This is a genomic window from Micromonospora sp. CNZ285, assembly GCF_004637285.1.
Window position 1 is genome coordinate 5,046,395 of record NZ_SPQD01000001.1, and the last position, 23,606, is coordinate 5,070,000.

Sequence of the window (23,606 nt, forward strand, 5' to 3'; positions counted from 1 at the left end):
AGAGGTACGACGAAGTCGCGCGGTATTCCGGATGCGGCGTCACGTAGGGTCGCCTCGTGGGACGAATCGATGACCTCGCCAACCGGTACGTGGCCGAGTGGGCTCCGCTGAGCCCGACCGGCGCCACCTACGTCGGCATCGCCGGCTACGACGACCAGCTCGACGACCTGTCGCCCGAGGGTTACGCCGCCCGCGCCGAACTGGCCCGTCGCACGCTCGGCGAACTCGACGTGACCGAGCCGGAGACCGAGGCGGAGCGGACCGCCCAGGAGGCCATGCAGGAACGTCTCGGCCTGGAGCTGGCCCGCCACGACGCGGGCGAGACCGGCAGCGAGGTCAACGTGATCGCGAGCGGACTGCACGAGATCCGGATGGTCTTCGACCTCATGCCGACCGACGGCGAGGAGGCCCGGGCGAACGTGGCCGCGCGGCTCAACCGCTTCGCGTCCGCGCTGGACGGCTACAAGCGCACGCTGCGCGAGGCCGCCGCGGCGGGACGGGTCAGCTCGCGGGTGCAGCTCGTCGAGGTCGCCAAGCAGTGCGACGTCTGGGTCGACCCGGAGGGCGACAACTTCTTCCACGGGCTGGTCGAACGGATCGACGCCGACGGCGCGCTCGGCGCGGAGCTGCGCAAGGGCGCCGCCGCCGCGACCGCCGCCACCGCCGAGTTCGGGCAGTTCCTGCGCACCGAGCTGGCGCCGGTGGGCCGGGAGAAGCAGGCCGCCGGGCGGGAGCGCTACGAGCTGGCCTCGCAGTACTTCCTCGGCGCGAAGGTCGATCTGGACGAGACGTACGCCTGGGGTTTCGCCGAGCTGGCCCGGCTGGAGGCCGAGATGCGCGCGGTGGCCGCGCGGATCGCCGGACGCGGCGCCTCGGTCGACGACGCGGTACGCGCGCTCGACGCCGACCCGGCGCGGACGGTACGCGGCAAGGAGGCGTTCCGGGACTGGATGCAGGCGCTCGCCGACAGGGCGATCACCGAGCTGAACGGCACCCACTTCGACATCCCCGAGCAGGTACGCCGGATCGAGTGCTGCCTCGCGCCGACGAGCGACGGCGCCATCTACTACACCGGCCCGAGCGAGGACTTCTCCCGGCCGGGACGGATGTGGTGGGCGGTGCCGCAGGGCATCACCGACTTCTCCACCTGGCGCGAGGTGACCACCGTCTACCACGAGGGCGTGCCGGGTCACCACCTCCAGGTCGCCCAGACCGCCGTCCGGGCCGACCTGCTCAACCGCTGGCAGCGGCTGCTGTGCTGGGTCTCCGGGCACGGCGAGGGCTGGGCGCTCTACTCGGAGCGGCTGATGGACGAGCTGGGCTACCTCGACGACCCGGGTGACCGGCTCGGCATGCTCGACGGGCAGGCGCTGCGCGCGGCCCGGGTCATCGTGGACATCGGCATGCACCTGGAGCTGGAGATCCCGAAGGACAACCCGTTCGGCTTCCACCCGGGCGAGCGGTGGACGCCGGAGCTGGGCTGGGAGTTCATGCGGGCGCACTGCCGGGTGCCGGACGAGAACCTGCGCTTCGAGCTGAACCGCTACCTGGGCTGGCCCGGGCAGGCCCCGTCGTACAAGGTGGGCGAGCGGATCTGGTTGCAGGCCCGGGAGGACGCGAAGGCGCGCAAGGGCGCCGACTTCGACCTCAAGGAGTTCCACCGCCAGGCGCTCGACCTGGGCTCGCTGGGGCTGGACCCGCTGCGCAAGGCGCTGGCCCGGCTCTGAGCCGTGGTCCGGGTGCCGGCGGTGCGTCCGCCGGCACCCGTCGCCCTACGCGCCGAGCGTCAGCCGCAGCGTCGGCCGGCCGGTGAGCGTGTTGCTGGTGACGTACGCCAGGTCGATGACCGGGTCGGTGAACGTCACCGGGATGGGCAGCGTGACCGGCAGGCCGTCCGGGAACGGCAGGTCCGGCGTCAGCGTCAGTTTGATGCCGGCGAGCTTGCCGACGAACCGGGTGCAGTAGAACGCGACGTCGTCGCGGACCGTGAGGCGGTCGGTCGCGTACCGCTGGGTGCGGCCCCGGGGACCGTCGGCGACCAGCAGGAAGTCGTCGGTCACCGCCTCCTTCATGCTGAACTTCAGCACCTTGAGCGCGCCCTGCTCGGTCTGCAGGTCGGTGATCCCCTCGAACCGCAGCCCGGTCATGGTCACCTTGGAGCCGGTGAGCTTCGACGGCGTCTGGCCCACCTTCGGCAGGCTCGGGTCGGCGGCGATACGCGGCAGGAGCTTGCCGGGCTCCACTTTGCCGGGCTTCGCCGGGTCCACCTTGCCGGGCTTGTCCGGCGCCGGGCACTCGGTCGATCCGGGCCGGGCCGCCGGCTTGCTCGTCGGGGCCGCCGATCCACTCGCGGTCGGCGTGGGCGAGGGCGTCTCGCCCTTCTTGCTGCTGCCCTTGAACAGGTCACCGATCCCCTCGAAGAAGTCGGTGATGATGTTGCCCTCCCGCGTCGGGCTCGCGCTCGGCGACGGGGTGGGCGTCGCCGTGGGCGCGCTCGCGCCGGGCGTCGGCGTGGCGGGCCTCGACGGGCAGGCGCCGGCGGCGGGCTTGCTCGGGGCGGCGGCCTGCACCGCTCGGGGCTGCACGGCGAGGCCGGCGGTGGCGAGGCCGAGCACCACGAGGACGATGCCGAAGGCGCGCGGGTCCGCCGAACGGCCCGCCCACTCCGGCGGCCCGCCGTCGGATCCGGCCGCCTGCCCGTTCACCGACTGCCGAGGGACCGGCCGCTCCCCGCCCGGCCGCTCGGCAGTCGGCTGCTCGACGACCGGCCGTACGCCGGCCGGCACCTCGACGGTCGGCCGCGCGTCCGCGGGCTGTGTATCCACGGGCTGCGCGTCCACGGGCTGCCCGTCCACCACGGTGTCGGCCTCGGCGTCCACAGCGGTGCCGGGTTCGGCGTCCGCCTCGGTGTCGGGTTCGTCGGCGGCCGGACCGGCGGGACCAGCCGGAGGGGTCGGCACCCAGGCGAACGCGAGCGCGCTGCCCACGATGCCGAGCAGCAGACCGAGGAAGAAACCGCCGAGGTTGAGCCCGATCAGGGAGTAGACGGTGGTGATCGCCGCGACGATCGAGTAGAACAGCCGCTGCGGCGGGCTGAGCCAGAGCAGCACCCCGCACGTCACCAGGATGGCCGGGATCAGCAGCGAGAGCAGGCCGGTGGCGCCGCTGCTGAAGCTCAGGCCGTTGAGGGTCAACCGGGTGGAGGCGAGCATCTCCACCCCGGCCAGGATGATCAACAGGCCACCCCAGAACGGCCGGCTCCGCTGCCAGCGGCGGAAGGTCCGCCATGCCCGGGCCGCGGTGCCGGGCCGGGCGTGGGACGGGTCGACGGTTGTCACGTACTCCTCCTGGCGGAGCGGGGACGGGGACGGTCGGGCGGGCCCGCGGTGGTCGGCCACCGCGGGCCGTGCTCAGCTCAGAAGCACTCCTTGCCCTTGGCGTCGTCGCCCACGTTGACCTTGAGCCGCAGCCCGACCAGGTTGAACGTCGAGGAGGTGGTGTAGCGGGAGACCTGCTTCAGGTCACGGATGGTCACCCGGTCGGAGTTCTGGCCGAACGAGCCGCGCTGCGCCGTCGGGTTGAGGTCGCTGGCGTCGCGGCCGATCTTGATGTTGGTGAAGGTCGCGTTGCCCTCGAGCGAGTCCATCGCGATCACGAGGTCCTTGGCGCGGGCGGGGTCCTTGCCCTCACCGGCGTTGATGGTGAGCACCACCGGCAGGCCGGGCAGGTCGGCGCGGACGGACTGGCAGAGCTTGTACAGCTCGGCGCTGCTGATCTCGGCCATCGCGACCGGGCGGGTCGCGCCGGCCTTGCCGTCCTCGCCCTTCTCGCGGACGATGCCGCCGTACTGCTTGAAGCCCTCACCCTCCAGGCGGTCGGCGCCGATCTTGAACGTCTGCCCGGACACGGTGATGTCGGAGGCGATGGCGCCGGTCGACATGCCGAACAGGATGGCACCGGCGGCGGCCGTGGTGGGCACGATCATGGCGGCGAACCGCCGCCACCGGGTACGACCCTGGTTGTCGAGCCGATTCTGCACGGGTTCCTCCTCGAACGAATGTGCGCGGCGGCCGGTGGGGAACCGGCGGCCCGCGCCGGGCCCGCCCTCTGTTACCGACGGGTAACGATCGAGCCTGATCGTGCACCCGATGCGGTGCAGCTCACAACCCCCCGATTACCCGGTAGTAACACCGGGGTGAGGCGGGCACGTCACCAGGCGTCACGAAATCCCAGGCCAGAGGCGGCTTCGAGGGCGAAATGTCGCGCCAAACCGGGCATAGATGACCGTGAGCGCGACGGAAAGTCACCGGATATCTCGCCGTTACAATCGAGTAACGAATGTAAAGTAGGTTCGCCCGCATGGGAGATCTTCACGACGGAGGGGTGGACCGCGATGCGGTCCACCCCTCCGTCGTGCTTCCGGCTCACCGGTCAGCGGCGCTCCACCTCGCCGGTGCCCGACCGCTGGGCCGGCACCGACGGATCGTCGGACCGCCAGTTCGTCGACGCAGGCGGGATCTCGTCGTCGAGCGGGCCACCCACGGGCTCCTGGTCGACACGCGTGGGCGTCGGGTCGGAGGTCGGCGCGTCCGCGCGGTGCCGGGCGCTGCCGTCACCCTTGGGCCGGGTCACCAGCCACACGCCCGCGATCAGGGCGATCAGGCCGAGCACACCGGCGATGATCGGGCCCCAGACACTGATCATGCCGATCTTGAAACGGTTGTCCTTCACCGTCTCGACGCTGCGGCTGATCGTGTCGTCGTTGTAGTTGAAGTCCGCGTCCAGCAGCACGGTCGGGGCGCCGGTGTCCGGACGCAGCTCCTTGTACTGCTGCTCGCGCACCTTGACGTAGGCGCCGGTCACCGGGTCGACCCAGAGCGTACGGGTGTTGCTGTAGACGACCTGGCCGCTGGTCGCGGTCGGCGCGAACTTGCCCAGCAGCGTCTTGACGCTGTCCGCCGGGGTGTTCAGCGGCTCGTTCTCGATCCGCTGCTCGAAGCGGTACGTCTCAACGCCCTTGATCTTCTCGGTGCCGGTGAACCGCGCCGGGAAGGTCTTCTTCAGGTCGCGGTCGAACACCTGGTAGTCACGCTTGCCGGTGCCGAACGGGAACTTGTAGATCTGGCCCGAGTAACGCACGTTGCCGACCGGGGTCTGCTCCGCGCCGGACTCGTTGAGCCACTGCTCGTCCCACGGCGCCGCCGCGCCGGAGATCCGGTAAAGCGCCAGTTCGGTGCTGTACTGGCTGATCACATCCTGGTTGTCGCTGCGCTTGACCGTCTGGAAGACGTTCCAGATGACCGCGTCGCCCTTCAGCTCCTTGGGCACGCGGTCCTTGGTGTCCTCCGGCTGCGGGATGACCTCGATGCTGGACACGAGATCGGCCTGCGGCACGTCGATGCTCACCGCGCCGGCTTCGGACTTGATCTGTAGGAACTTCGCGCCCTTCGCCTCCGCGACGGACGTCGTTGGTTCCAGGTCATAGGGCAGCTTGGTCACGGCGGGGGCCACGTAGAACGGCAGCCCGGCCGCGAAGACCAGCAACAAGACACCTAGCCCGAAGAGCGCGGCGCCCACGCGAAGCTTCACTCATCCTCCTGTAACCTGCCGCCCTACGGTCTGTCGTCCGGGGCACCCGATCCTTAGCATTGGCGGGAGGTTACTCCCCAGTCACCTGCAAAAGCGACCCCCTGGATGTCCAGATGTCCACAGCCACCACGCCAACAATCCCGGAGCCACCGGTAACGGGCCGTCTTCCCGCCCTCGACGCGCTGCGAGCGATCGGCGCGGTGGCGGTCGTCGGTCACCACGTCGGCTTCCAGACCGCCGTCACCATGAACACCACGTGGGGCGGCTGGTTGGCGCGCCTGGACGTGGGCGTGGCGATCTTCTTCGTGCTCTCCGGGTTCCTGCTGTTCCGCCCGTGGGCGCTCACCGTCGCCACCGGACGGCCCCGCCCCCGAGCCAAGCGCTACTTCTGGCGCCGTGCGCTGCGGATCCTGCCCGCGTACTGGCTGGCGGTGGTGGTCTGCTTCGTCGTCCTGCCCGGCAACGACCCGGTGTCGGCCGGTGACTGGCTGCGTCACCTCACGCTCACCCAGATCTACGGCCCGGGTCAGCTGCGGCACGGGCTCAGCCAGACCTGGAGCCTCGCCACCGAGGTCGTCTTCTACCTGCTCCTGCCGCTGCTCGCCGTGCTCGCCGTGGGCCGGACCTGGCGTCCCGTCCGCACCGTCCTGCTCGCCTCGTCCGGGGCGCTGCTGACCCTCGCGTGGGTCGCCATGATGGGCGCCGGCTGGCTCGACGGCGCGCTGCACACGATGTGGTTCCCGTCGTACGGCGCGTGGTTCGGCGGCGGCATGGCGCTGGCCGCGGCGCACGTGGCCCTGCGTACCGGCACCGCGCCGGCCGCCTTCCGGGTGCTCGACGATCTCGCCTCGGCGCCGCTCGCCTGCTGGGGCGCGGCGGTCGCGGTGATGGCGATCGCGACGACGCCGATCGCCGGCCCGCGCGACCTGACCAGCCCGACCGCCGTCGAGTTCGGCACCAAGATGGCGCTCTACCTCCTGATCGCCGTCCTGATCACGGTCCCGGTGGCGTTCGGCGGCCCGACCCGGGCGAAGGAGGTCTTCAGCACCGGGTCGGCGCGGTGGATGGGCCACGTGTCGTACGGGCTGTTCCTGTGGCACCCGCTGGTCATCGAGCTGATCTATTTGCTCGAGGATCGGCCGCTGTTCACCGGCGATTTCGTCAACGTCTTCGCCCTGACCATGATCTTCGGGCTGGTATACGCCGCGGCCAGCTACTACGGCGTCGAGCGCCCGCTCCAGATGCTCGGCACGCAGCGCCGCCGGCCGACCGGGCGCGGGCCGGCGTCCGGAACACCCGCGACCACGGCCACCACGACGGCCACCACACCGGACGTCGCAGCACCGGCCTAGCAGTAACGCCCCGATCACTCCGAGTAGCCCGGCGACGGCCGGCGGCCCAACGCCGCCGGTCGGGGCATTGCCGGGCGGAAGCCCAGCCCTTAATGTGACGCGCACCGCTAAATTACTTGAGAGTAGGGTTCGCGTGGAGCGTCGCTTCGGCATGCCCGGACACGTGCTGTTCCTCAACTGGCGAGACACTCGCAACCCCGAGGGCGGCGGTTCCGAGGTGTACGTGGAACGGATCGCCGCCGAGCTGGTGGCGCGCGGGTTCCGCGCCACCCTGTTCTGCGCCGCGCACCGCGAGGCTCCCGCCGACGAGGTCAACGACGAGGGCATCCGGTTCGTCCGGCGCGGCGGCCGGCACACCGTCTACCTGTGGGCCGCGCTCTGCTACCTGGCCGGGGCGTTCGGCCTCGGCCCGCTCGCCGCGCGCCGGGGCGGCCGGCCGGACATCCTCGTCGACGTCTGCAACGGCCTGCCGTTCCTCTCCCCGCTCTGGGCCCGGCGCCCGGTGGTCAAGCTGATCCACCACGTGCACCGCGAGCAGTGGCCGGTGGTCCTGCCGCAGTGGGCCGCCCGGTTCGGCTGGTGGGTCGAGTCGTCGCTGGCGGTACGCGTCTACCGGCGCTGCCGGTACGTCACCGTGTCCGAGGCGACCCGGCGCGAACTCGCCACCCTCGGCGTACCGCCGGAGCAGGTCTCGGTGGTCTACAACGGCACGCCGGAGCTGCCCCGCACCGACGCCGAGCGCGCCCCGTTCCCGCTGCTCGTGACGCTGAACCGGCTGGTGCCGCACAAGCGGGTGGAGGTGGCGCTGCGCGCGGTCGCGGCGCTCGCCGACGAGCTGCCCCAGCTCCGCCTGGTGGTCGCCGGTCAGGGCTGGTGGGAGTCGCACCTGCGTGAGGTCGCCGACGAGCTGGACATCGCCGACCGGGTGGACTTCCGGGGCTTCGTGACGGAGGAGGAGAAGGCCGCGCTGCTCGCCTCGGCCTGGGTCGCCCTGACGCCGTCACTGAAGGAGGGCTGGGGGCTGACGATCGTGGAGGCCGGCGCGGCGGGTACGCCGACTGTGGCGTTCCGGGAGGCGGGCGGCGTCGCGGAGGCGGTGGTCGACGGGCGTACCGGCCTGCTGGCCGACGACATCGACGACTACCTGGCGAAGGTGCGCGCGCTGCTGCACGACGACGAGATGCGTCAGGAGATGGGCGCTCAGGCCCGGCGGCACGCGGCGAACTTCACCTGGCCGGTGGCGGGGGAACGCTTCGCGACCCTGCTGGAGACTGCGGACTCGCCCCGCCGGGTGCAGCGGCGGGGCGACCCGTCCTACCTGTTGCCGTAGACCTCGGGGGCGTACGGGTCCTGCTTCCCGGCCCGCTTGGCCGCCTCCGTGGCGTTACGCGCCTCGGTCGCGGCCTCCTCGGCCGTGGCGGTCGCGGCGGCCGAGAGCCCGCCGAGGGCCAGGACCCCGAGCAACGCCGCCACCAGGCCGGACACGACAAGGGTTAGAGCTCTACGCATGCCATTCCTCCGATGGTGAGACGTGCGAGCGGACGTTACCACGCAGTAGCTCGCCGGCGTAGGGTCGAAAAGGCGGCAGCCATGACCGCCAGAACGGCAGTTCCGCACGCCAGCACGACCAGCCAGCGGTCCGCTCCGGCCCGCTGCGGGGCACCCGAGGCAGCCGGATTCCGGTAGAGGCTCAGCGACTCCCCCTCGTACCGGAGGTCGAGACCGGCCAGGACGGCCGGGTCCACTGTGCTCGGCGTACCGTGCTGCACCACCACCCAGCCCACCCCGGTGGCCGAGACCGGCCGTCCCTCGGCGAGCACCCGGCGCACCTCGCGCAGGCGCGGATTCTCCCCGGCCACCGCCACGTCGTCGACCACGAGCGTGTCGTCGGTCAGGACGGTTCCCGGCAGGTAGCGGGGCGCCGGGTCCAGCACCACCCGGCCCGGGTTCCACGGATAGGCCCGGTAGGTGGTCAGCGGCAGGGCGAGGACCTCACCCGGGTCGTCGGGCAGGCGCTCGGCGACCGCCTGCCAGTCCGCCGGGTAGCGCACCGGGCTGATCCGGCCGGCCCCGCCGAACGCCAGGTCCGGCATCGCGGCCACCGGCAGGAGCAGCAGCCCGGCCAGCACGATCCCGCCGACCTCCCGGTCGATCCGGGCCACCAGCCGCTCGGCGCCGAGCGCCGCGCACACCACCAGCACGAGGGCGTACGGCGCGAGGAACTTCTGCCCGTCGCGGAGCAGCCCCGCGCCCGGCACGTGCGCCACCGCCCAGCTCAGCGCCGTGTCGCCGCCGGGCAGCACGGCGAGGGCGGCCAGCAGGTACCCGCCGCCGGCCAGCACGCCCAGCCGTACCGCCGCGCCCGCCGGCAGCCGCCGCCGCAGCAGGCCCGCGCCGACAGCGGCCAGGACCACGAGCACCACAGTCGCCAGCGGGGCCAGCGTGGCGGACCGGCTGGACGGGGTGGCCTGCACGTTCCAGATGCCGCCGGTGCCCGCGAGCGCCACCAGCGGGCCGGCCCAGTTCTCGGCGCGCGCCGCGAACGCCGCTACACCCGCCGGGTCGGACGTGCCACCCGCGCCGGTCACCAGGGCCGCCACGATCCACGGGGCGTTCAGCAGCGCGACACCGCCCACCGCTACCGCGGACAGCCGCAGCCGGGCCCGGTCCGCCGCCAGCACCAGCACCGTCGCCAGCGCGATCAGGCCGCCGGTCGGGGTGATCGCGGCGGGCGCGGCGAGCAGCACCACCCGGGCGAGCGCGCCGTCACGGCCCGCCCGCAGGTCCAGCGCCGCCCGCACCAGCCACGGCAGTGCGGCGTACGCCAGCAGCAGCCCCCACTGCCCGATCAGCAGCCGCTCGGCCAGGTACGGCGTCCACGCGTACGCCACGGCGGCGACGAGTTGCACCGCACGCCGCTCGGTCGGCACCAGCCGTCCGGCGCCCACGGCGGCGAACAGGACCGCACCGGCCAGCGCCACTCGCTGCACCACCCAGCCCGGCACGAGCTGGCTCACCAGCGAGACCAGCGCGTCCATCGGCACCGCCCGGGGCAGGCTCTGCGCCGGGGCCACCAGATCCCAGCTCAGCGGCTGCCGGGGGACGAACACCATGTCGTACCGCAGCGCGTAGCCCGGCACCGCGAGCGGCGCCAGGATCAACGCGGTGACGACGACCGCCACGAGGTACAGCGACAGCGACTCTCGCCACCGCCGGACCGCGGGGCCGCCGCCCTCGGCGGGACGTCCGGTCATTACGGCTTCGGCACCGCCCGGCCGATGGTGATCAGGTTGGTGCACAACCTGACTCCGGGCGTGTTGACCGTCAGCTCGACGGCGGACCCGGCGCCCTCCAGCATGAAGAACACGTCGTTCAGCCCGCTCTTGAGCGTGATCTCGCGGGTGGCGTCGCCGAGCTTGAACACCGCCGTCGAGTCGCCGGAGCTGACGTAGCCGAAGTGCACCACGTACGGCCACTCGACCAGGTAGCCGTCCATCGGGATGCGGACGGTCCGGCCGCCCTCGGCCAGGTGCCCGCAGCCCTCCACGGTGCCGGGCGCGACCTTGCGTCCCTCGACCACGACCGGACGGATCCGGCCGTTCTCGTCGAACGTCGACGGCTTCTCGCCCATCGTCACGAACGTCGGCCGGCGCTCCGCCGGACGGAAGAAGTGGGACTGGAGGTTGTCCGGCCAGAAGTACCCGGCCACGACCCGGTCCGGGACGGTCGTGTCGAAGAAGACGGTCCCCGGCGGCGCGGCGGCCAGCTCGGCCTGCGTCGTGGCCAGGTAGTCCCGCCCGTGCTTGGTGCTCCAGTTGTCACCGAACCGCGCGGTGCTCCACAGCGTGCCCACGCCGATGGTCGCCAGCAGCACCACCATCGAGACCAGGCCGACCGCGAAGGCACCCGGCTCCCGCAGCACCGTCGGCAGCGGCCACGCGGAGACGTCGTCCTCGTCGTTGTCCTTCATCCCGAGCAGCGCCACCCCGACGCAGATCGCGGCCACCAGCACCACGTCCGCGACGTAGCGGGGGACGACGCCGACCAGCGGCCCGAGCGGCCCGCCGAGCCGGGTCACCGCGAACAGCGCGGCGACCAGGCCGAGGTAGCAGGCGAGCAGCAGCCAGGCCCGCCCGGCGGACGGCCGCCGCCGCACGGTGACCACGATCAGCGCCGCGAGCACCGCCCAGGACAGCCACTTCGCGATGTCGTACGGGTCGGACAGCGGCGGCCCGTCACCGGCGTACGTCCAGCGCCACGGCCCGCCCAGCAGGCCCGGCACCACCGTGTCACCGATCAGGTCGCCCAGGAAGGAGAAGACCTGCCCGACCGAGGTGGGCTCGTCCAGCCCCCGGGCCGGGCGGGTCAGGTAGTACGTCAGGTACGCCCCGGACAGCACGGTGAGCGTCAGCCACGCCGGCCAGAACCGCACGACGGTGGTCACCAGGCTGCGCCACGCGCGGCCCTTGGTGAACAGGAACGCGGTCAGCAGGAACAGCAGGGGCACGATCAGCAGTGCCTTGGTGTCGAAGAGCAGGCCGAACACGACCCACAGCGCGACCAGGACGAGGTGCCGCCTACGGCCGGTACGCACGTACCGGACCTGGGCCGCCACCGCGAGGACCAGGGCCAGTTGCGGCGGCAGCACGAGCAGCCCGACCAGCCACAGCGACGACACCTCGAGCGTCAGCGGGCTGAACAGGAACAGGCTCAGCGGGACCAGCAGTCCCCAGCCGGGCCGCAGCAGGTCACGGAGCAGCCGGTAGAGGGCGATCCCCACCGCCGCCTGCCCGGCCGCCAGCAGCAGGATCCACGGCCAGCCGGCGAAACCGGCCGCCCGGACCATCAGCCACGCGACCGCCAGCCCGGCCGGCATGAGGTGGTTGTTGAACGTGCCCAGCAGGTAGTCCGGGTCCAGGCGGGTGTCGAGCACCTGCGCGGCGATGACGAACTCGTCCTGCGAGAACCAGCCACGGGCGGCCAGCCCGGCGCGCGACGCGACGGACACGATGATGAGGGCGATCGCGACCGCGCGGACGCGGTCAGCGGCGATCCAGCGGCCGATCGGTCCGGGTCCGTCGTCCTCCGCGCCGACGGCTGCCGGATGCGTCTCGGCCGCTGCTTGTGGCATTGACATGGTCGGCAGCCTGCCACACGCTTACACGCCGTGGGGACGGCCGTTCTCCTGATAACGCCTCGCCGCGCCCCCAGGTCGCCACTGCGCGTCCGGTCCGGATAACGTCGCGCGACACGCGTCATGTTGCAGGTGCGCGTACGGCCGGCGGAGACGGGAGCCGAAAATGCGTGCGGACGGGACGACAACGTCGCCGACGGGGACGGACACCCCCGCCCGGGAGACCGGCCGTGCCCGGCAGACGGCGCGGCGGTTCCGGCATTTGACGATCTGCCTCGCGCTCACCGCCCTCGCCTTCCAGCAGGCGCCCGGGCAGGTCGTACCGGACACCAAGGTCGACCTGAACGTCAATCCGGCGGGGTGGCTGCTGCGCTCGCTGCACCTGTGGGATCCCACCGGCACGTTCGGCCAGCTCCAGAACCAGGCGTACGGATATCTCTGGCCGATGGGCCCGTTCTTCCTGCTCGGGACGGAACTGGGCATCGCGCCGTGGATCGTCCAGCGGCTCTGGTGGGCGCTGCTGTTCTGCGTCGCGTACCTCGGTGTGGTGCGGCTGGCGGGCCGGCTCGGCATCGGCAGCCCCGCGGGCCGGATGATCGCGGGTGTCGCGTTCGCGCTGTCCCCGCGCATCCTGACCCAGCTCGGCTGGTCGTCGGTGGAGTCCTGGCCCAGCGCCGTCGCGCCGTGGGTGCTCATCCCGCTCGTGGGACTCGCCCGGGGCGCCCGGCTGCGCCGCGCGGTCGCCGGGTCGGCGGTCGCCGTGGCCTGCGCGGGCGGCGTCAACGCCACCGCCGTCGCGGCGGTGGTTCCGCTCGCCCTGCTCTGGCTCGCCACGCTCCGGCCGTTGCGCCGCCGCGTCACCGCCCTCGCGGCCTGGTGCGGCGCGGTCGCCCTGGCCACCGCGTGGTGGCTGATCCCGCTGCTGGTCCTCGGCCGGTACAGCCCGCCGTTCCTGGACTACATCGAGACCGCCCGCAACACCACAAGCGTCACCGACGCGGTGACGACGCTGCGCGGCGCCTCCTACTGGGTGGCGTACCTGGCGTCCCCGTTCGGCGCGACCATCCCGGTCGGCGCCCGGCTGGCGAACGACACGCTGCTCGTGGTGGCCACCCTGGCGGTGGCCGCGCTCGGGGTGCTCGGCCTGTCCCGGCGCGGGATGCCGCACCGCCGGTTCCTCATCACCGGTCTGCTGGTCGGCGTCGCGCTCGTCGGGCTCGGGCACACCGGCGACCTGCCGAACATCCTCGCCGGGCCGCAGCAGCAGTTCCTCGACGGCATCGGCGCCCCGCTGCGCAACGTGCACAAGTTCGACGTGCTGCTGCGCCTGCCGCTGGCGCTCGGCCTGGCGCACCTGGTCAGCCTCGCCGTGCGCGCCGCCCGGACCGCCCCCGAGCAGCGCCGTGGCCGCGCCACAGCCCGGGCCTGGCTCACCGCCGGCACGGCGATGGTCGCGGTCGCGGGCGTCGCCTCACCGGCGCTCGCCGGTGGCCTCGCCACCCCGGGCGCGGTCAAGGACGTGCCGGGCTACTGGCACGAGGCCACCGACTGGCTGGACGCCAACACCGGACGCGGGCGCGTCCTCGTCGTCCCCGGCGCGCGCTTCCCCGCGTACGACTGGGGCAGCACCACCGACGAGATCGCCCAGCCGCTGCTGGACAGCCGGTGGGCGGTCCGCAACGCCATCCCGTTCACCCCGCCCGCCACGATCCGGCTGCTCGACGCGATCGAGTCGACGCTCGCCACCGGCGCCGGTTCGACCGGCCTGGCCGACCTGCTCGCCCGCTCCGGGATCAGTCACGTCCTGTTCCGCGCCGACCTCGACCACGGCCGCTCGGACACGGCCCGCCCGGCGGTCGTGCGGCAGGCGCTGGAACGCTCGCCCGGCCTGACCCGCGTCGTGTCGTTCGGCCCGGTACGCGGCGGCTCCGACACCCCCGACGAGTTCCGCGACCAGGGTCTGGACGTGCCCGGACGGGCGCTTGAGGTGTACCGGGTGGACCGGCCCGTCCAGCCGGTGGTCGCGTACGACCGCGACGACGTGACCACCGTCGTCGGCGGTCCCGAGTCGCTGCTCGACCTGGCCGCCTCCGGCCAGCTCAGCGCTGCGCCCACGATCCTGGCCGGCGACGTGAAGGCCGGCGAGACCACCGGGCGCGTCGTGATGACCGACGGGCTGCGCCGGCGCGACGTCTCGTTCGGCCGGCTGCGCGACAACTCCTCCCAGACGCTCACCGCCGACGACACCTTCGCGGTGTCCGCGCCCGCGCACGACTACCTGCCCGACTGGGGGCCGGAGTGGTCGACGGTCGCGCGCTTCGAGGGCATCAGCGGGATCCGCGCCTCCACCGCCCGCTCCCAGATCGACGCGACCGGCGGCACCCGGCCCGAATACCAGCCGTACGCGGCGATGGACGGGAACACCGCCACGTCCTGGCGGTCGGCGCCGCACTCGCGCAGCGACAGGCAGTGGATCGAGGTGAACCTGGCGAACCCGACCCGGGTCACCCGGGTGGAGGTGTGGTTCGACCTGAAGGCCGACGCCCTGCCCACCACCGTCACCGTGACCGCCGGGTACGAGAGCCGCACCGTCGAGCAGTTCGGTGACCACATGGTCTTCGAGCTGCCCGGCGTGCACGCCACCCGCAAGGTCGAGGTGTCCGTGGACGCCGCGTTCGACCTGCGCCCGTTCGGCGACAAGACGGTCGGCATCACCGAGATCAAGATCCCCGGTGTCCAGACCGGCCGGACCCTCCAACTGCCCGCCGCCCCGGCCACCGACCAGCCCGCCGGCGTGGTCGTGTCGGCGGCCCCGTCCACGCCCGCCTGCTTCACCGTCGACGGCCGCCCCCGCTGCTCCACCGACGCGATCCGCGGCTCGGAGGACGCCTCCACCATCGACCGCACCTTCACGCTGCCGGTGGCCGGGACGTACGACGCGAAGCTGTGGGCGCGGCCGACCCCCGGCCCGGAGCTGAACGCCGCCCTGGACAAGCTGGTCGCGGACGCCCAGCCGTTGCGCCTCGCGCCGCAGGTCACCGCGTCCTCGACGGCGGTACCCGACCCGGCCGGCCGACCCGGCGCGGTCCTCGACGGCGACCCGGCCACGAGCTGGTCACCGGCGCTGAACGACGAGGCGCCGATCCTGCGCCTCACCTGGCTCGAACCGCAGGTCATCAGCCGGATCCGGTTCACCGTCGAGGAGGGGACCGCCGCCACCCGGATCGGCAGCGTCCGGGTGGTCGGCAACGACGGGTTCCGCAGCAACCTGCTCACCAACGACGGCGTGCTCACGCTCGACCCGCCGATGCGGACCGACTCGATCACCATCCAGTTCCTCGACAAGCCGTCCGCGACCAGCACCGACCCGTACGGCCTGCGGCTGCCCGAGCCGCTGCCCATCGCGGTCGGCGAGGTGGCGGTGCTGCCCCTCGGCACCACTGTCGCGCCCCGCCCGGAGACGCCGCTGAAGCTGGCCTGCGGCTCCGGTCCGACGCTTCAGGTCGGCTCGTCCCGGATCACCACCACGCTCACCGGAACCGTCCGCGACCTGCTGGAACTGCGCGAGATGCCGGTCACCGCCTGCGGCCGTACCACGCCCAAGCAGCTCGACCTGGGCAGCGGCGAGCACCGCGTCGTCACCACCGCGAGCACGCTCGCCACCGCCACCCGGGTCGCGCTGACGCCACGGACCGCGATGCCCGCCGCGGAGGCCACCGCCGGCGACATCAAGGTGGGTTCCTGGTCGGCCACGGAGCGGCGGGTACGGGTGTCCGAGCACCCCGTCGACCGGGTGCTCGCGGTCCGGGAGAACACCAACACCGGCTGGCAGGCGACCATCGGCGGCACGACGCTCACCCCGCTCGTGGTGGACGGCTGGCAGCAGGGCTGGATCCTTCCCGCGGGTGTCTCCGGGGACGTGGTGCTGCGCTTCACGCCGGACACCCCGTACCGGATGGGTCTGCTGCTCGGCGGCGTCCTGCTGGCGGTGGTGGTGCTGCTCGCGGTGCTGCCCGACCGCCGGCCCGCCGGGGATCGCGCGGTCGTCGTCGCACCGGCGGCCCGGCGCCGGCTCACCCGCTCGCTGCCGCTGCTGGCAGTCGGCGCCGCCGCGCTCGTGCTCCACAGCGGTCTGCTCGGTGCCCTGCTGGTCGCGGCGGGCTTCATGCTCGCCGTTCCCGGGCCGCGCCGCCTGCCCTGGACCAGTGACCCCCGGCGGGTCAGGAGGATCGCCCGGGCCGTCGAGACGTGGCTCCCGGGCGCGCTCGTGGTGCTCGCCGGATGGATCTACCTGGAATCGGGCGACCGGCACACCGACGCGCTGCCGCAACTCGTGACTGTCGCCGCGCTGGGCGCACTCTGGCTCTCCACGACCGCCCGTCGACGACCCGTACGCCGGATCAGCCCTGCTTCGGCGGCGGCCGTGACCGTGCCGGCCCCCCGGGTGCCGGAGCCGGCCGGGCAGCCGACGCCCGTCCCCGCCCTCGCCGGGGCGGCCGTCGCCGCTCCCGCCGCCCTCGCCGGTCCGGGCGCGGGTCCGGGCGGATGGCCGGACCTCGACGTCGGGCCGGGTCCGGACCGAGACGCGGACGGCGCCGAGCCGGGCCGGGACCGGGATGCGGACCGGGATACCGAGCCGGGCGCGGGCCCGGGGCCGGAACGCGACGCCGAGCCGGCCACGGACCGGGACGCGGGCCGGATGCCGGACCGCGAGGCCGAGCCGGATACGAACCTGGACGGTCGCGCCGAGCCCGACTCGGACGGGCGGCCCGGACCGGACGCCGCGCCGGGACCGGACGGTGGTCCCGCGTCCCGCGTCTCGGAGATCACGTGAGCGAGGGCCAGCCGGGCCCCGAGCCGGCGGACGGCCGGAGGACCGGGCTGGGGGCGGCGGGCGTCGCCGTCACGCTCGCCGGGGTACTGGTCAACGGCCTGGCCTACCTGGTGCCGGTGCTCGCCGCCCGGAAGCTCGACGCGGACGACCTCGGCGCGCTCGCCACCGCCCTCGGCCTGGTCGCCATCGCCGGTGTGCCGGGGCTCGGCCTGCAACTCGCGGTCGCGGTGCACCACGCCCGGCACGGCCCCTCCGACACCCGGCGGCTCACGGTGCTGACCGCCGCCCTCTGCGCGGGCGCGCTGCTGGTGGCGACGCCGGTGCTCGTCGCCGCGCTGGACCTGCCGGCGGTGGTACCGGCGCTGCTGGCGGTCACCACCGCCTCGGTGGTGCTCTCGTCGCGCTCGCTCGGCGAACTGCAGGGCGGTCAGCGCTTCCTGCGGCTCGCCACCGCGATGGCGCTGCTGGCCGCCGCCCGCTACGGCGGGGTGATCGTGGGGCTGCTGCTCGGCGCCGGCCTGACCGGCGCACTCGGGATCGGTGCGCTCACCGCCGCGCTGGCGCCACCGGCGCTGGCCTGGCTCACCGGTACGCCCCGGCGTCCCTCGGCCGCCCCGCGCCTGACCGTCGCCCAGGTGACCGCCGGGTGCGGCGCGACGCTGGCGATGCTCGTCGTCTCCTACGCCGACCTGCTGCTGGCCCGGCAACTGCTGCCGCCCTCGGGCTCCGGGGCGTACTCGGTGGGGACCGTCCTGACCAAGGGCGCGCTCTGGGCGCCGCAGGTCGCCGCCGTGCTGGCGCTGCCGCGCCTGGCCCGTGGGGACCGCCGCAGCCGCACCGTCGCGCTCGCGGTGACCGGTGCCTGCGGTCTGGTCCTGGTGGGCGCGTCGGCTGTTGCCGGCGGGCTGGCCTTCCGGCTCGTCGGCGGACCCGACTACACGGCGCTCGGCCGGTACGCGCCGCTGTTCGCCGCCGTCGGCGCGCTCTACGCGGTGACGTTCGTGCTGCTCAACGACCGCCTCGCCGGGGGCGTCAGGTGGGCGGCGGCGCCACTGTGGTTCGGCACCGCAGCGCTGGTGACCGTCGCCGCGATCGTGCGCCCGCGTACCGTCGGCGGTCTCGTCGTCGCGGCCCTCGCGACGGCCGTGGTCACCACACTGCTGATGGCCGTGCCGGCGCGTCGGCGGACAGCCAGTCACCCAGCAACAGGTGATCGATCGAGTCCACCCGGCCCAGCGTCCGACCGGACGCGATCCGCTCCCGCAGCTCCGCCCGGGTGAACCAGCGCGCCTCCAGCAGCTCCACCCCGTCGACGCGGACCTGCTCGGAGGTGGCGACGGCCCGGAAGGCCACCATCAGACCGGCGGGGAACGGCCACGCCTGCGACCCCTGGTAGGTCACGTCGGTGACTGTCACCCCCGCCTCCTCCGCCAGCTCCCGGCGGACCGCGTCCTCCAGGCTCTCACCGACCTCGACGAACCCGGCGAGCGTCGAATAGGCCCCCTCGGCCGCGCCCGCGTGCCGGGCCAGCAGGCAGCGCCCCGGCGAGCCGGGCGCCTCGACGAGCACGATGACGGCCGGCTCGATCCGGGGGAACAGCAGCCGCCCGCACTCCGCGTCCGCGCAGGTCCGGACGTGCCCGCCACCACCGGCCACCGCCGCCGCCCCGCACGCGCCGCAGTACCGCTGCTGCCGGTGCCACGACAGCAACCCCCTGGCGTACGCCTGAACGGCCGCCCCGGCCGGGTCGAGCCGGCCGGCCAGCGCCCGCAGGTCGACGGCACGCGTCGCGGCGGCCGCCTCCACGGCGGCCCGCTCGCCCAGCGCGGACAGATCCGCGGCGAACACGGCGGCGTCCCCGTCGAGGCCGAGGAAGACGGTCTCACCCGCGGCGGCCCGGACGGCCGACGCGCGCTGCCCGGTGAGCCGGACCGGGCCGTCCCCGTCGGCCAGGCAGCGGTCCCGCCACAGCGGCAGCACCACGCTCGCCGGATCGGTCAGCCGCTCGGCCAGCCAGTCCGCGTCGGTGCGCCGCGCCGCCGCCCGGTCCAGCCATCCACCGCCGTACGCCAGCACCCGATCCTGTGTCCGCACCGACTCACCGTGCCACGATCCGCACCGCCGCACGGCCCCGAAACGGGTGATCGGTGCGACACCGGCGGTCACCCGACACGACCGCCGGGCCGGACCCTCCCGGAGGGCCCGAGCGTTGGTTACCGTAGGTGTCTCCCGCGGGGGAAGCGGTCCCCGCGTGTACTTCCGATCGAGGTTGCAGTGACGATGTACGGCGAGAAGATGCCGGCTGCCGACGACCGTCCCACCATCAAGGTGGCGGCGGTGAGCTGGCCCGGCGTCGAGATGGAGCCGGTCGCCACACCACCCGGAGGCGGCGCGGCCAAGCCCACACGCTCGCGACGGGCCCGGCTGCTGCTGGCCGGGGGGATCGTCGCGGCCGTGCTCGCCGGCGGCGTCGGCCTGGGCGCCTACGCGTACGCCGGTGACGTGCCCCGCGGCACCACGGTGCTCGGCACCGAGCTGGGCGGGCGGAGCCGCGCGGAGGCCGCCCAGGCGCTCCGCGCCGAGCTGGAACGCCGGGCCGACACGCTCAACGCCCCGCTCGCGGTCACCGTCGGTGAGAACAAGGCCGAGCTCACGCCGTCCGAGGTGGGGCTCACCATCGACGTGGACGCCACGGTGGCGGCCGCCGCCGAGGCCGACGCGCACGCGGTGAGCCGGCTCGTCGGCTCCCGGGCGGTCGAGCCGGTGGTCACCGTCGACCAGGCCAAGCTGGGTGCGGCCCTCCGGAAGGTGATGGGCGCGCAGGGTCGTGAGATGACCATGCCGGCGATCATCTGGACCGGCACCACACCGAAGCCGGTCTACCCGAAGCCGGCGCTGACGATCGACACCGACGGTGCCACCGCCGTGGTGAAGGCCGGGTGGCTGGCCGCCGAGCCGGTCACCGTGCCGCTCGTCGAGAAGTGGCCGGCGACCACCCGCGAGGAGGTGGACCGCCTCGTCGCCGAGCTGGCCCGGCCCGCGGTGGCCGCGCCGGTCACGCTCACCACCGACGGCGGCTCGGTCACCATCCCGCCCGCCGCCATCGCCCGCTCGCTGCGCTTCTCCGCCGACGACGCCGGCACGCTCACCCCGAAGGTCGACGTCAAGCGGCTGCGTACCGCGCTCGGGGACCAGCTGGCCAAGCTCGAGGTCGAGCCGCGGGACGCCGGGCTGACCATCAGCGGCGGCAAGCCGAAGGTGCTGCCCAGCAAGGCCGGACGCCAGGTCGATGCCGCCGCGCTCGGTCCGGCGCTGCTCGCGGTGCTCCCGAAGACCGAGGGCCGTACGGTGACCGCCGAACTGAAGCCGGCCGCCCCCGAGCTGACCGAGGCGGAGCTGGCGAAGCTCGGCATCAAGGAGCGGGTGTCGAGCTTCACCACCCACTTCACCGGCGGTCTGTCGTCGCCGCGCAGCCAGAACATCGTCCGCGCCGCGAAGGACGTGGACGGCGCGCTGGTGAAGCCGGGCGAGACGTTCTCGCTCAACGGGCACACCGGCGAACGCGGCTACGACCAGGGATACAAAGACGCGCCGACGATCGTCGGCGGCAAGCTGGTGCCGGGCGTCGGCGGTGGCGTCTCCCAGTTCACCACCACGCTGTTCAACGCCTCCTACTACGCCGGCCTGGAGGACGTCGAGCACAAGCCGCACTCGTTCTACTTCAGCCGCTACCCGGCGGTGATCGAGTCGACCATCTACTGGCCGCAGCTCGACTTCAAGTTCCGCAACAACACGCCCTACGGCGTCCTGATCGACACGTCGTACACGTCCAGCTCGATCACCGTCTCGATCTGGAGCACCAAGATCTACGACAGCGTGAAGACCGAGTACGGCCCGCGCCGCAACATCACCCAGCCGAAGACGGTCTACCTGACGCCGGGGCCGAGCTGCATCGCCGCGACCGGCAGCGTCGGGTTCGCCCAGGACGCGTACCGGGTCATCAAGAAGGACGGCAAGGTGTTCAAGCGGGAGAAGTTCAGCTGGCGCTACGACGCCGAGCCGCGCTTCATCTGCGCCCCGAAGCCGGGCGGCGACGACTGATCCACCGAACGCCGAAAGGCCCCGCCAGACGCATCCGGCGGGGCCTTTCCCGTGCTCGTCACGGCCGCGCCGCGGCCAGCCCTTCGCGTACGCCGTCGGCGTCCCGGTCGGTGCCGTAGACGGGCGTGTCCGGCTGCTGCCGCCAGCTCTCGTCCAGGGTGCCCGCGTCGACCGGGTCGAAGCCCAGCTCGTCCACCAGGCCCATGACGATCCGCTTGGCGTCCGCGTCGTCGCCGGCCACCGGCAGCGCGATCCGGCCCGCCGTGCCCGCCGGCTTGCCCTCGTCCATCAGGTGCGCGGCCTGGATGTTGTTGAAGACCTTCACCACCCGGGCGCCCTTGAGGTGGTCGGCGGTCCAGCGGCTGGAGCTGAGGCTGCGGTCGAGCAGCTCGGCGATGTCGCCGTCCCGCTGGGGGTAGTAGTTGTCGGCGTCGACCACGAGCTTGCCGTCGAACAGCGCCGCGGGGAGCTGCGGCACCGCCTTCAGCGGGATCGCGATGACCACCAGCTCGGCGCCCTGCACGGCCTCCTCCACCGACACGGCCCGGGCGCCGGTCTCGGCGGCCAGGTCGGACAGGCTCTGTGGCCCGCGGGAGTTGGCCACCGCGACGTCGTGACCGAGTGAACGCAGACGACGGGTGAGGGTGCCCCCGATGTGCCCCGACCCGATGATTCCGATCTCCATGCTCACTCCTGTACCCCGTGCGGTCGGACCCGATCACGATCCCGGCGTACGGCACGTCACGTTTCGCGCCGCCGAGCCGGCGGGCGGACGTGCGTCGACGGTCCCGGCTCGACGGTACGAGACGGAGGCGGCCCGGCGTGGTGATTCCGGGGGAGAACGCAATTCAGGGCCACCCCGGTGCGGGGTGGCCCTGAATTGAAAGATTGTCCGGCGGTGTCCTACTCTCCCACACCCTCCCGAGTGCAGTACCATCGGCGCTGGAGGGCTTAGCTTCCGGGTTCGGAATGTGACCGGGCGTTTCCCCTCCGCCATGACCGCCGTAACTCTATGAACATGTCAACCAACCCAACAACATGGGTGGTGGTTTGTTCAGAGTTGCACAGTGGACGCGTAGCAGCTTGGTAGTCAAGTCCTCGGCCTATTAGTACCGGTCAACTGAACCCGTTACCGGGCTTACATTTCCGGCCTATCAACCCAGTCGTCTAGCTGGGGGCCTTACCCCACAATGTGGGTGGGATACCTCATCTTGAAGCGAGCTTCCCGCTTAGATGCTTTCAGCGGTTATCCCTTCCGAACGTAGCTAACCAGCCGTGCCCCTGGCGGGACAACTGGCACACCAGAGGTTCGTCCGTCCCGGTCCTCTCGTACTAGGGACAGCCCTTCTCAAGTATCCTACGCGCACGGCGGATAGGGACCGAACTGTCTCACGACGTTCTAAACCCAGCTCGCGTACCGCTTTAATGGGCGAACAGCCCAACCCTTGGGACCTGCTACAGCCCCAGGATGCGACGAGCCGACATCGAGGTGCCAAACCATCCCGTCGATATGGACTCTTGGGGAAGATCAGCCTGTTATCCCCGGGGTACCTTTTATCCGTTGAGCGACACCGCTTCCACATGCCAGTGCCGGATCACTAGTCCCGACTTTCGTCCCTGCTCGACCTGTCAGTCTCACAGTCAAGCTCCCTTGTGCACTTGCACTCAACACCTGATTGCCAACCAGGCTGAGGGAACCTTTGGGCGCCTCCGTTACCCTTTAGGAGGCAACCGCCCCAGTTAAACTACCCACCAGACACTGTCCCTGAACCGGATAACGGTCCGAAGTTAGATACCCAAATCAACCAGAGTGGTATTTCAAGATTGCCTCCACCCATACTGGCGTATGGACTTCACCGGCTCCCACCTATCCTACACAAGCTAATTCAGATACCAATGTCAAGCTATAGTAAAGGTCCCGGGGTCTTTCCGTCCTGCCGCGCGTAACGAGCATCTTTACTCGTAATGCAATTTCGCCGGGCCTGTGGTTGAGACAGTGGGGAAGTCGTTACGCCATTCGTGCAGGTCGGAACTTACCCGACAAGGAATTTCGCTACCTTAGGATGGTTATAGTTACCACCGCCGTTTACTGGCGCTTAAGTTCTCCGCTTCGCTCGTGAGAGCTAACAGGTCCCCTTAACGTTCCAGCACCGGGCAGGCGTCAGTCCATATACATCGAATTACTTCTTCGCATGGACCTGTGTTTTTAGTAAACAGTCGCTTCCCCCTGCTCTCTGCGGCCATACAACGCTCCACCCGCGCGGGGCTTCACGTCTCCGGCCCCCCTTCTCCCTAAGTTACGGGGGCAATTTGCCGAGTTCCTTAACCACAGTTCGCCCGATCGCCTCGGTATTCTCTACCTGACCACCTGTGTCGGTTTGGGGTACGGGCCGCTAAGAACTCGCTAGAGGCTTTTCTCGGCAGCATAGGATCACTGACTTCACCTGAATCGGCTCGGCATCACGTCTCAGCCCATATGGCGTGCGGATTTGCCTACACGCCGGCCTACACGCTTACCCCGGCACAACCACCGGCCGGGCTCAGCTACCTTCCTGCGTCACCCCATCGCTTGACTACTACCCGCCAGGTTCCCACG

The 23,606-nt window shown here is 72.2% G+C and carries 13 protein-coding genes, 2 rRNA genes and 1 pseudogene (1 of these 16 cut by a window edge); 6 read left to right on the forward strand and 10 right to left on the reverse strand.

Translation table 11 applies throughout. The features are described 5' to 3' along the window. Window positions 1-56: 56 nt before the first annotated feature. Window positions 57-1,727: a DUF885 domain-containing protein gene (locus CLT75_RS23030; RefSeq protein ID WP_135242423.1), complete on the forward strand. Its 1,671-nt coding sequence runs from the start codon at window positions 57-59 to the stop codon at window positions 1,725-1,727. Between the two features lie 45 nt (window positions 1,728-1,772). On the opposite strand, the gene CLT75_RS23035 is transcribed toward CLT75_RS23030, so the two are convergent. From CLT75_RS23035 to pgfA, 3 genes are all read right to left on the reverse strand, one after another. Then, window positions 1,773-3,338 carry a DUF6114 domain-containing protein gene (locus CLT75_RS23035; RefSeq protein WP_135242424.1) on the reverse strand — a complete coding sequence of 522 codons (1,566 nt, stop codon included), beginning with the start codon at window positions 3,336-3,338 and terminating at the stop codon, window positions 1,773-1,775. 77 nt (window positions 3,339-3,415) lie between these two features. Further along, window positions 3,416-4,039 carry a DUF6230 family protein gene (locus CLT75_RS23040; protein WP_013289072.1) on the reverse strand — a complete coding sequence of 208 codons (624 nt, stop codon included), beginning with the start codon at window positions 4,037-4,039 and terminating at the stop codon, window positions 3,416-3,418. A 392-nt stretch (window positions 4,040-4,431) separates the two neighbouring features. After that, a complete protein-coding gene (gene pgfA, locus CLT75_RS23045; RefSeq protein ID WP_135242425.1) occupies window positions 4,432-5,589 on the reverse strand; it encodes a cell envelope lipid trafficking protein PgfA in 1,158 nt (385 codons plus the stop codon). A 113-nt stretch (window positions 5,590-5,702) separates the two neighbouring features. On the opposite strand from pgfA, the gene CLT75_RS23050 reads away from it, so the two are divergent. Both CLT75_RS23050 and CLT75_RS23055 read left to right on the forward strand, forming a co-directional pair. Continuing rightward, window positions 5,703-6,941, forward strand: coding sequence for an acyltransferase family protein (locus tag CLT75_RS23050; protein ID WP_135242426.1), 1,239 nt, complete (start codon window positions 5,703-5,705; stop codon window positions 6,939-6,941). A gap of 151 nt (window positions 6,942-7,092) precedes the next feature. Continuing rightward, window positions 7,093-8,271, forward strand: a complete 1,179-nt coding sequence (locus tag CLT75_RS23055) for a glycosyltransferase family 4 protein (protein ID WP_135244103.1) — start codon at window positions 7,093-7,095, stop codon at window positions 8,269-8,271. On the opposite strand, the gene CLT75_RS23060 is transcribed toward CLT75_RS23055, so the two are convergent. The 3 genes from CLT75_RS23060 to CLT75_RS23070 are packed head-to-tail and all read right to left on the reverse strand — an operon-like array spanning window position 8,256 to window position 12,072. Next, a complete protein-coding gene (locus CLT75_RS23060) occupies window positions 8,256-8,450 on the reverse strand; it encodes a hypothetical protein (RefSeq protein WP_091425994.1) in 195 nt (64 codons plus the stop codon). The two genes, CLT75_RS23055 and CLT75_RS23060, sit on opposite strands and share 16 nt — an antisense overlap. Window positions 8,451-8,485: 35 nt before the next feature. Next, complete coding sequence (locus CLT75_RS23065) at window positions 8,486-10,195, reverse strand: MmpA family trehalose lipid delivery protein (protein ID WP_135242427.1); 1,710 nt, start codon at window positions 10,193-10,195, stop codon at window positions 8,486-8,488. After that, the gene (locus CLT75_RS23070) at window positions 10,195-12,072 is read right to left on the reverse strand and encodes a hypothetical protein (RefSeq protein ID WP_486485361.1); all 1,878 of its coding nucleotides are present in this window, start codon (window positions 12,070-12,072) and stop codon (window positions 10,195-10,197) included. Before CLT75_RS23070 ends, CLT75_RS23065 begins: the two co-directional genes overlap by 1 nt. Window positions 12,073-12,241: 169 nt before the next feature. Here CLT75_RS23070 and CLT75_RS23075 point away from each other — a divergent pair, with 169 nt between their 5' ends. Continuing rightward, window positions 12,242-16,909: an alpha-(1->3)-arabinofuranosyltransferase domain-containing protein gene (locus CLT75_RS23075; protein ID WP_135242429.1), complete on the forward strand. Its 4,668-nt coding sequence runs from the start codon at window positions 12,242-12,244 to the stop codon at window positions 16,907-16,909. Beyond that, entirely contained in the window at window positions 16,906-18,189 is a 1,284-nt protein-coding gene (locus CLT75_RS33435) for a lipopolysaccharide biosynthesis protein (protein ID WP_486485251.1), read from the forward strand. The genes CLT75_RS23075 and CLT75_RS33435 overlap by 4 nt, the downstream gene beginning before the upstream one ends. On the opposite strand, the pseudogene nudC reads toward CLT75_RS33435, so the two are convergent. Continuing rightward, a pseudogene (gene nudC, locus CLT75_RS23080) lies at window positions 18,080-19,003 on the reverse strand (NAD(+) diphosphatase); the annotation flags it as partial. The gene CLT75_RS33435 and the pseudogene nudC sit on opposite strands and share 110 nt — an antisense overlap. Before the next feature lie 186 nt (window positions 19,004-19,189). Between nudC and CLT75_RS23085 the strand changes: the two are divergent. After that, window positions 19,190-21,010, forward strand: coding sequence for a VanW family protein (locus CLT75_RS23085; protein ID WP_209310485.1), 1,821 nt, complete (start codon window positions 19,190-19,192; stop codon window positions 21,008-21,010). Between the two features lie 58 nt (window positions 21,011-21,068). Here the strand turns inward: CLT75_RS23085 and CLT75_RS23090 are convergent, their stop codons facing one another. The 3 genes from CLT75_RS23090 to CLT75_RS23100 all read right to left on the reverse strand — a co-directional run. Next, complete coding sequence (locus CLT75_RS23090; RefSeq protein ID WP_135242432.1) at window positions 21,069-21,695, reverse strand: NADPH-dependent F420 reductase; 627 nt, start codon at window positions 21,693-21,695, stop codon at window positions 21,069-21,071. Window positions 21,696-21,900: 205 nt separating this feature from the next. Beyond that, a 5S ribosomal RNA gene (rrf, locus tag CLT75_RS23095) occupies window positions 21,901-22,017 on the reverse strand. Between the two features lie 79 nt (window positions 22,018-22,096). After that, a 23S ribosomal RNA gene (locus CLT75_RS23100) occupies window positions 22,097-23,606 on the reverse strand (it continues 1,599 nt past the right edge of the window).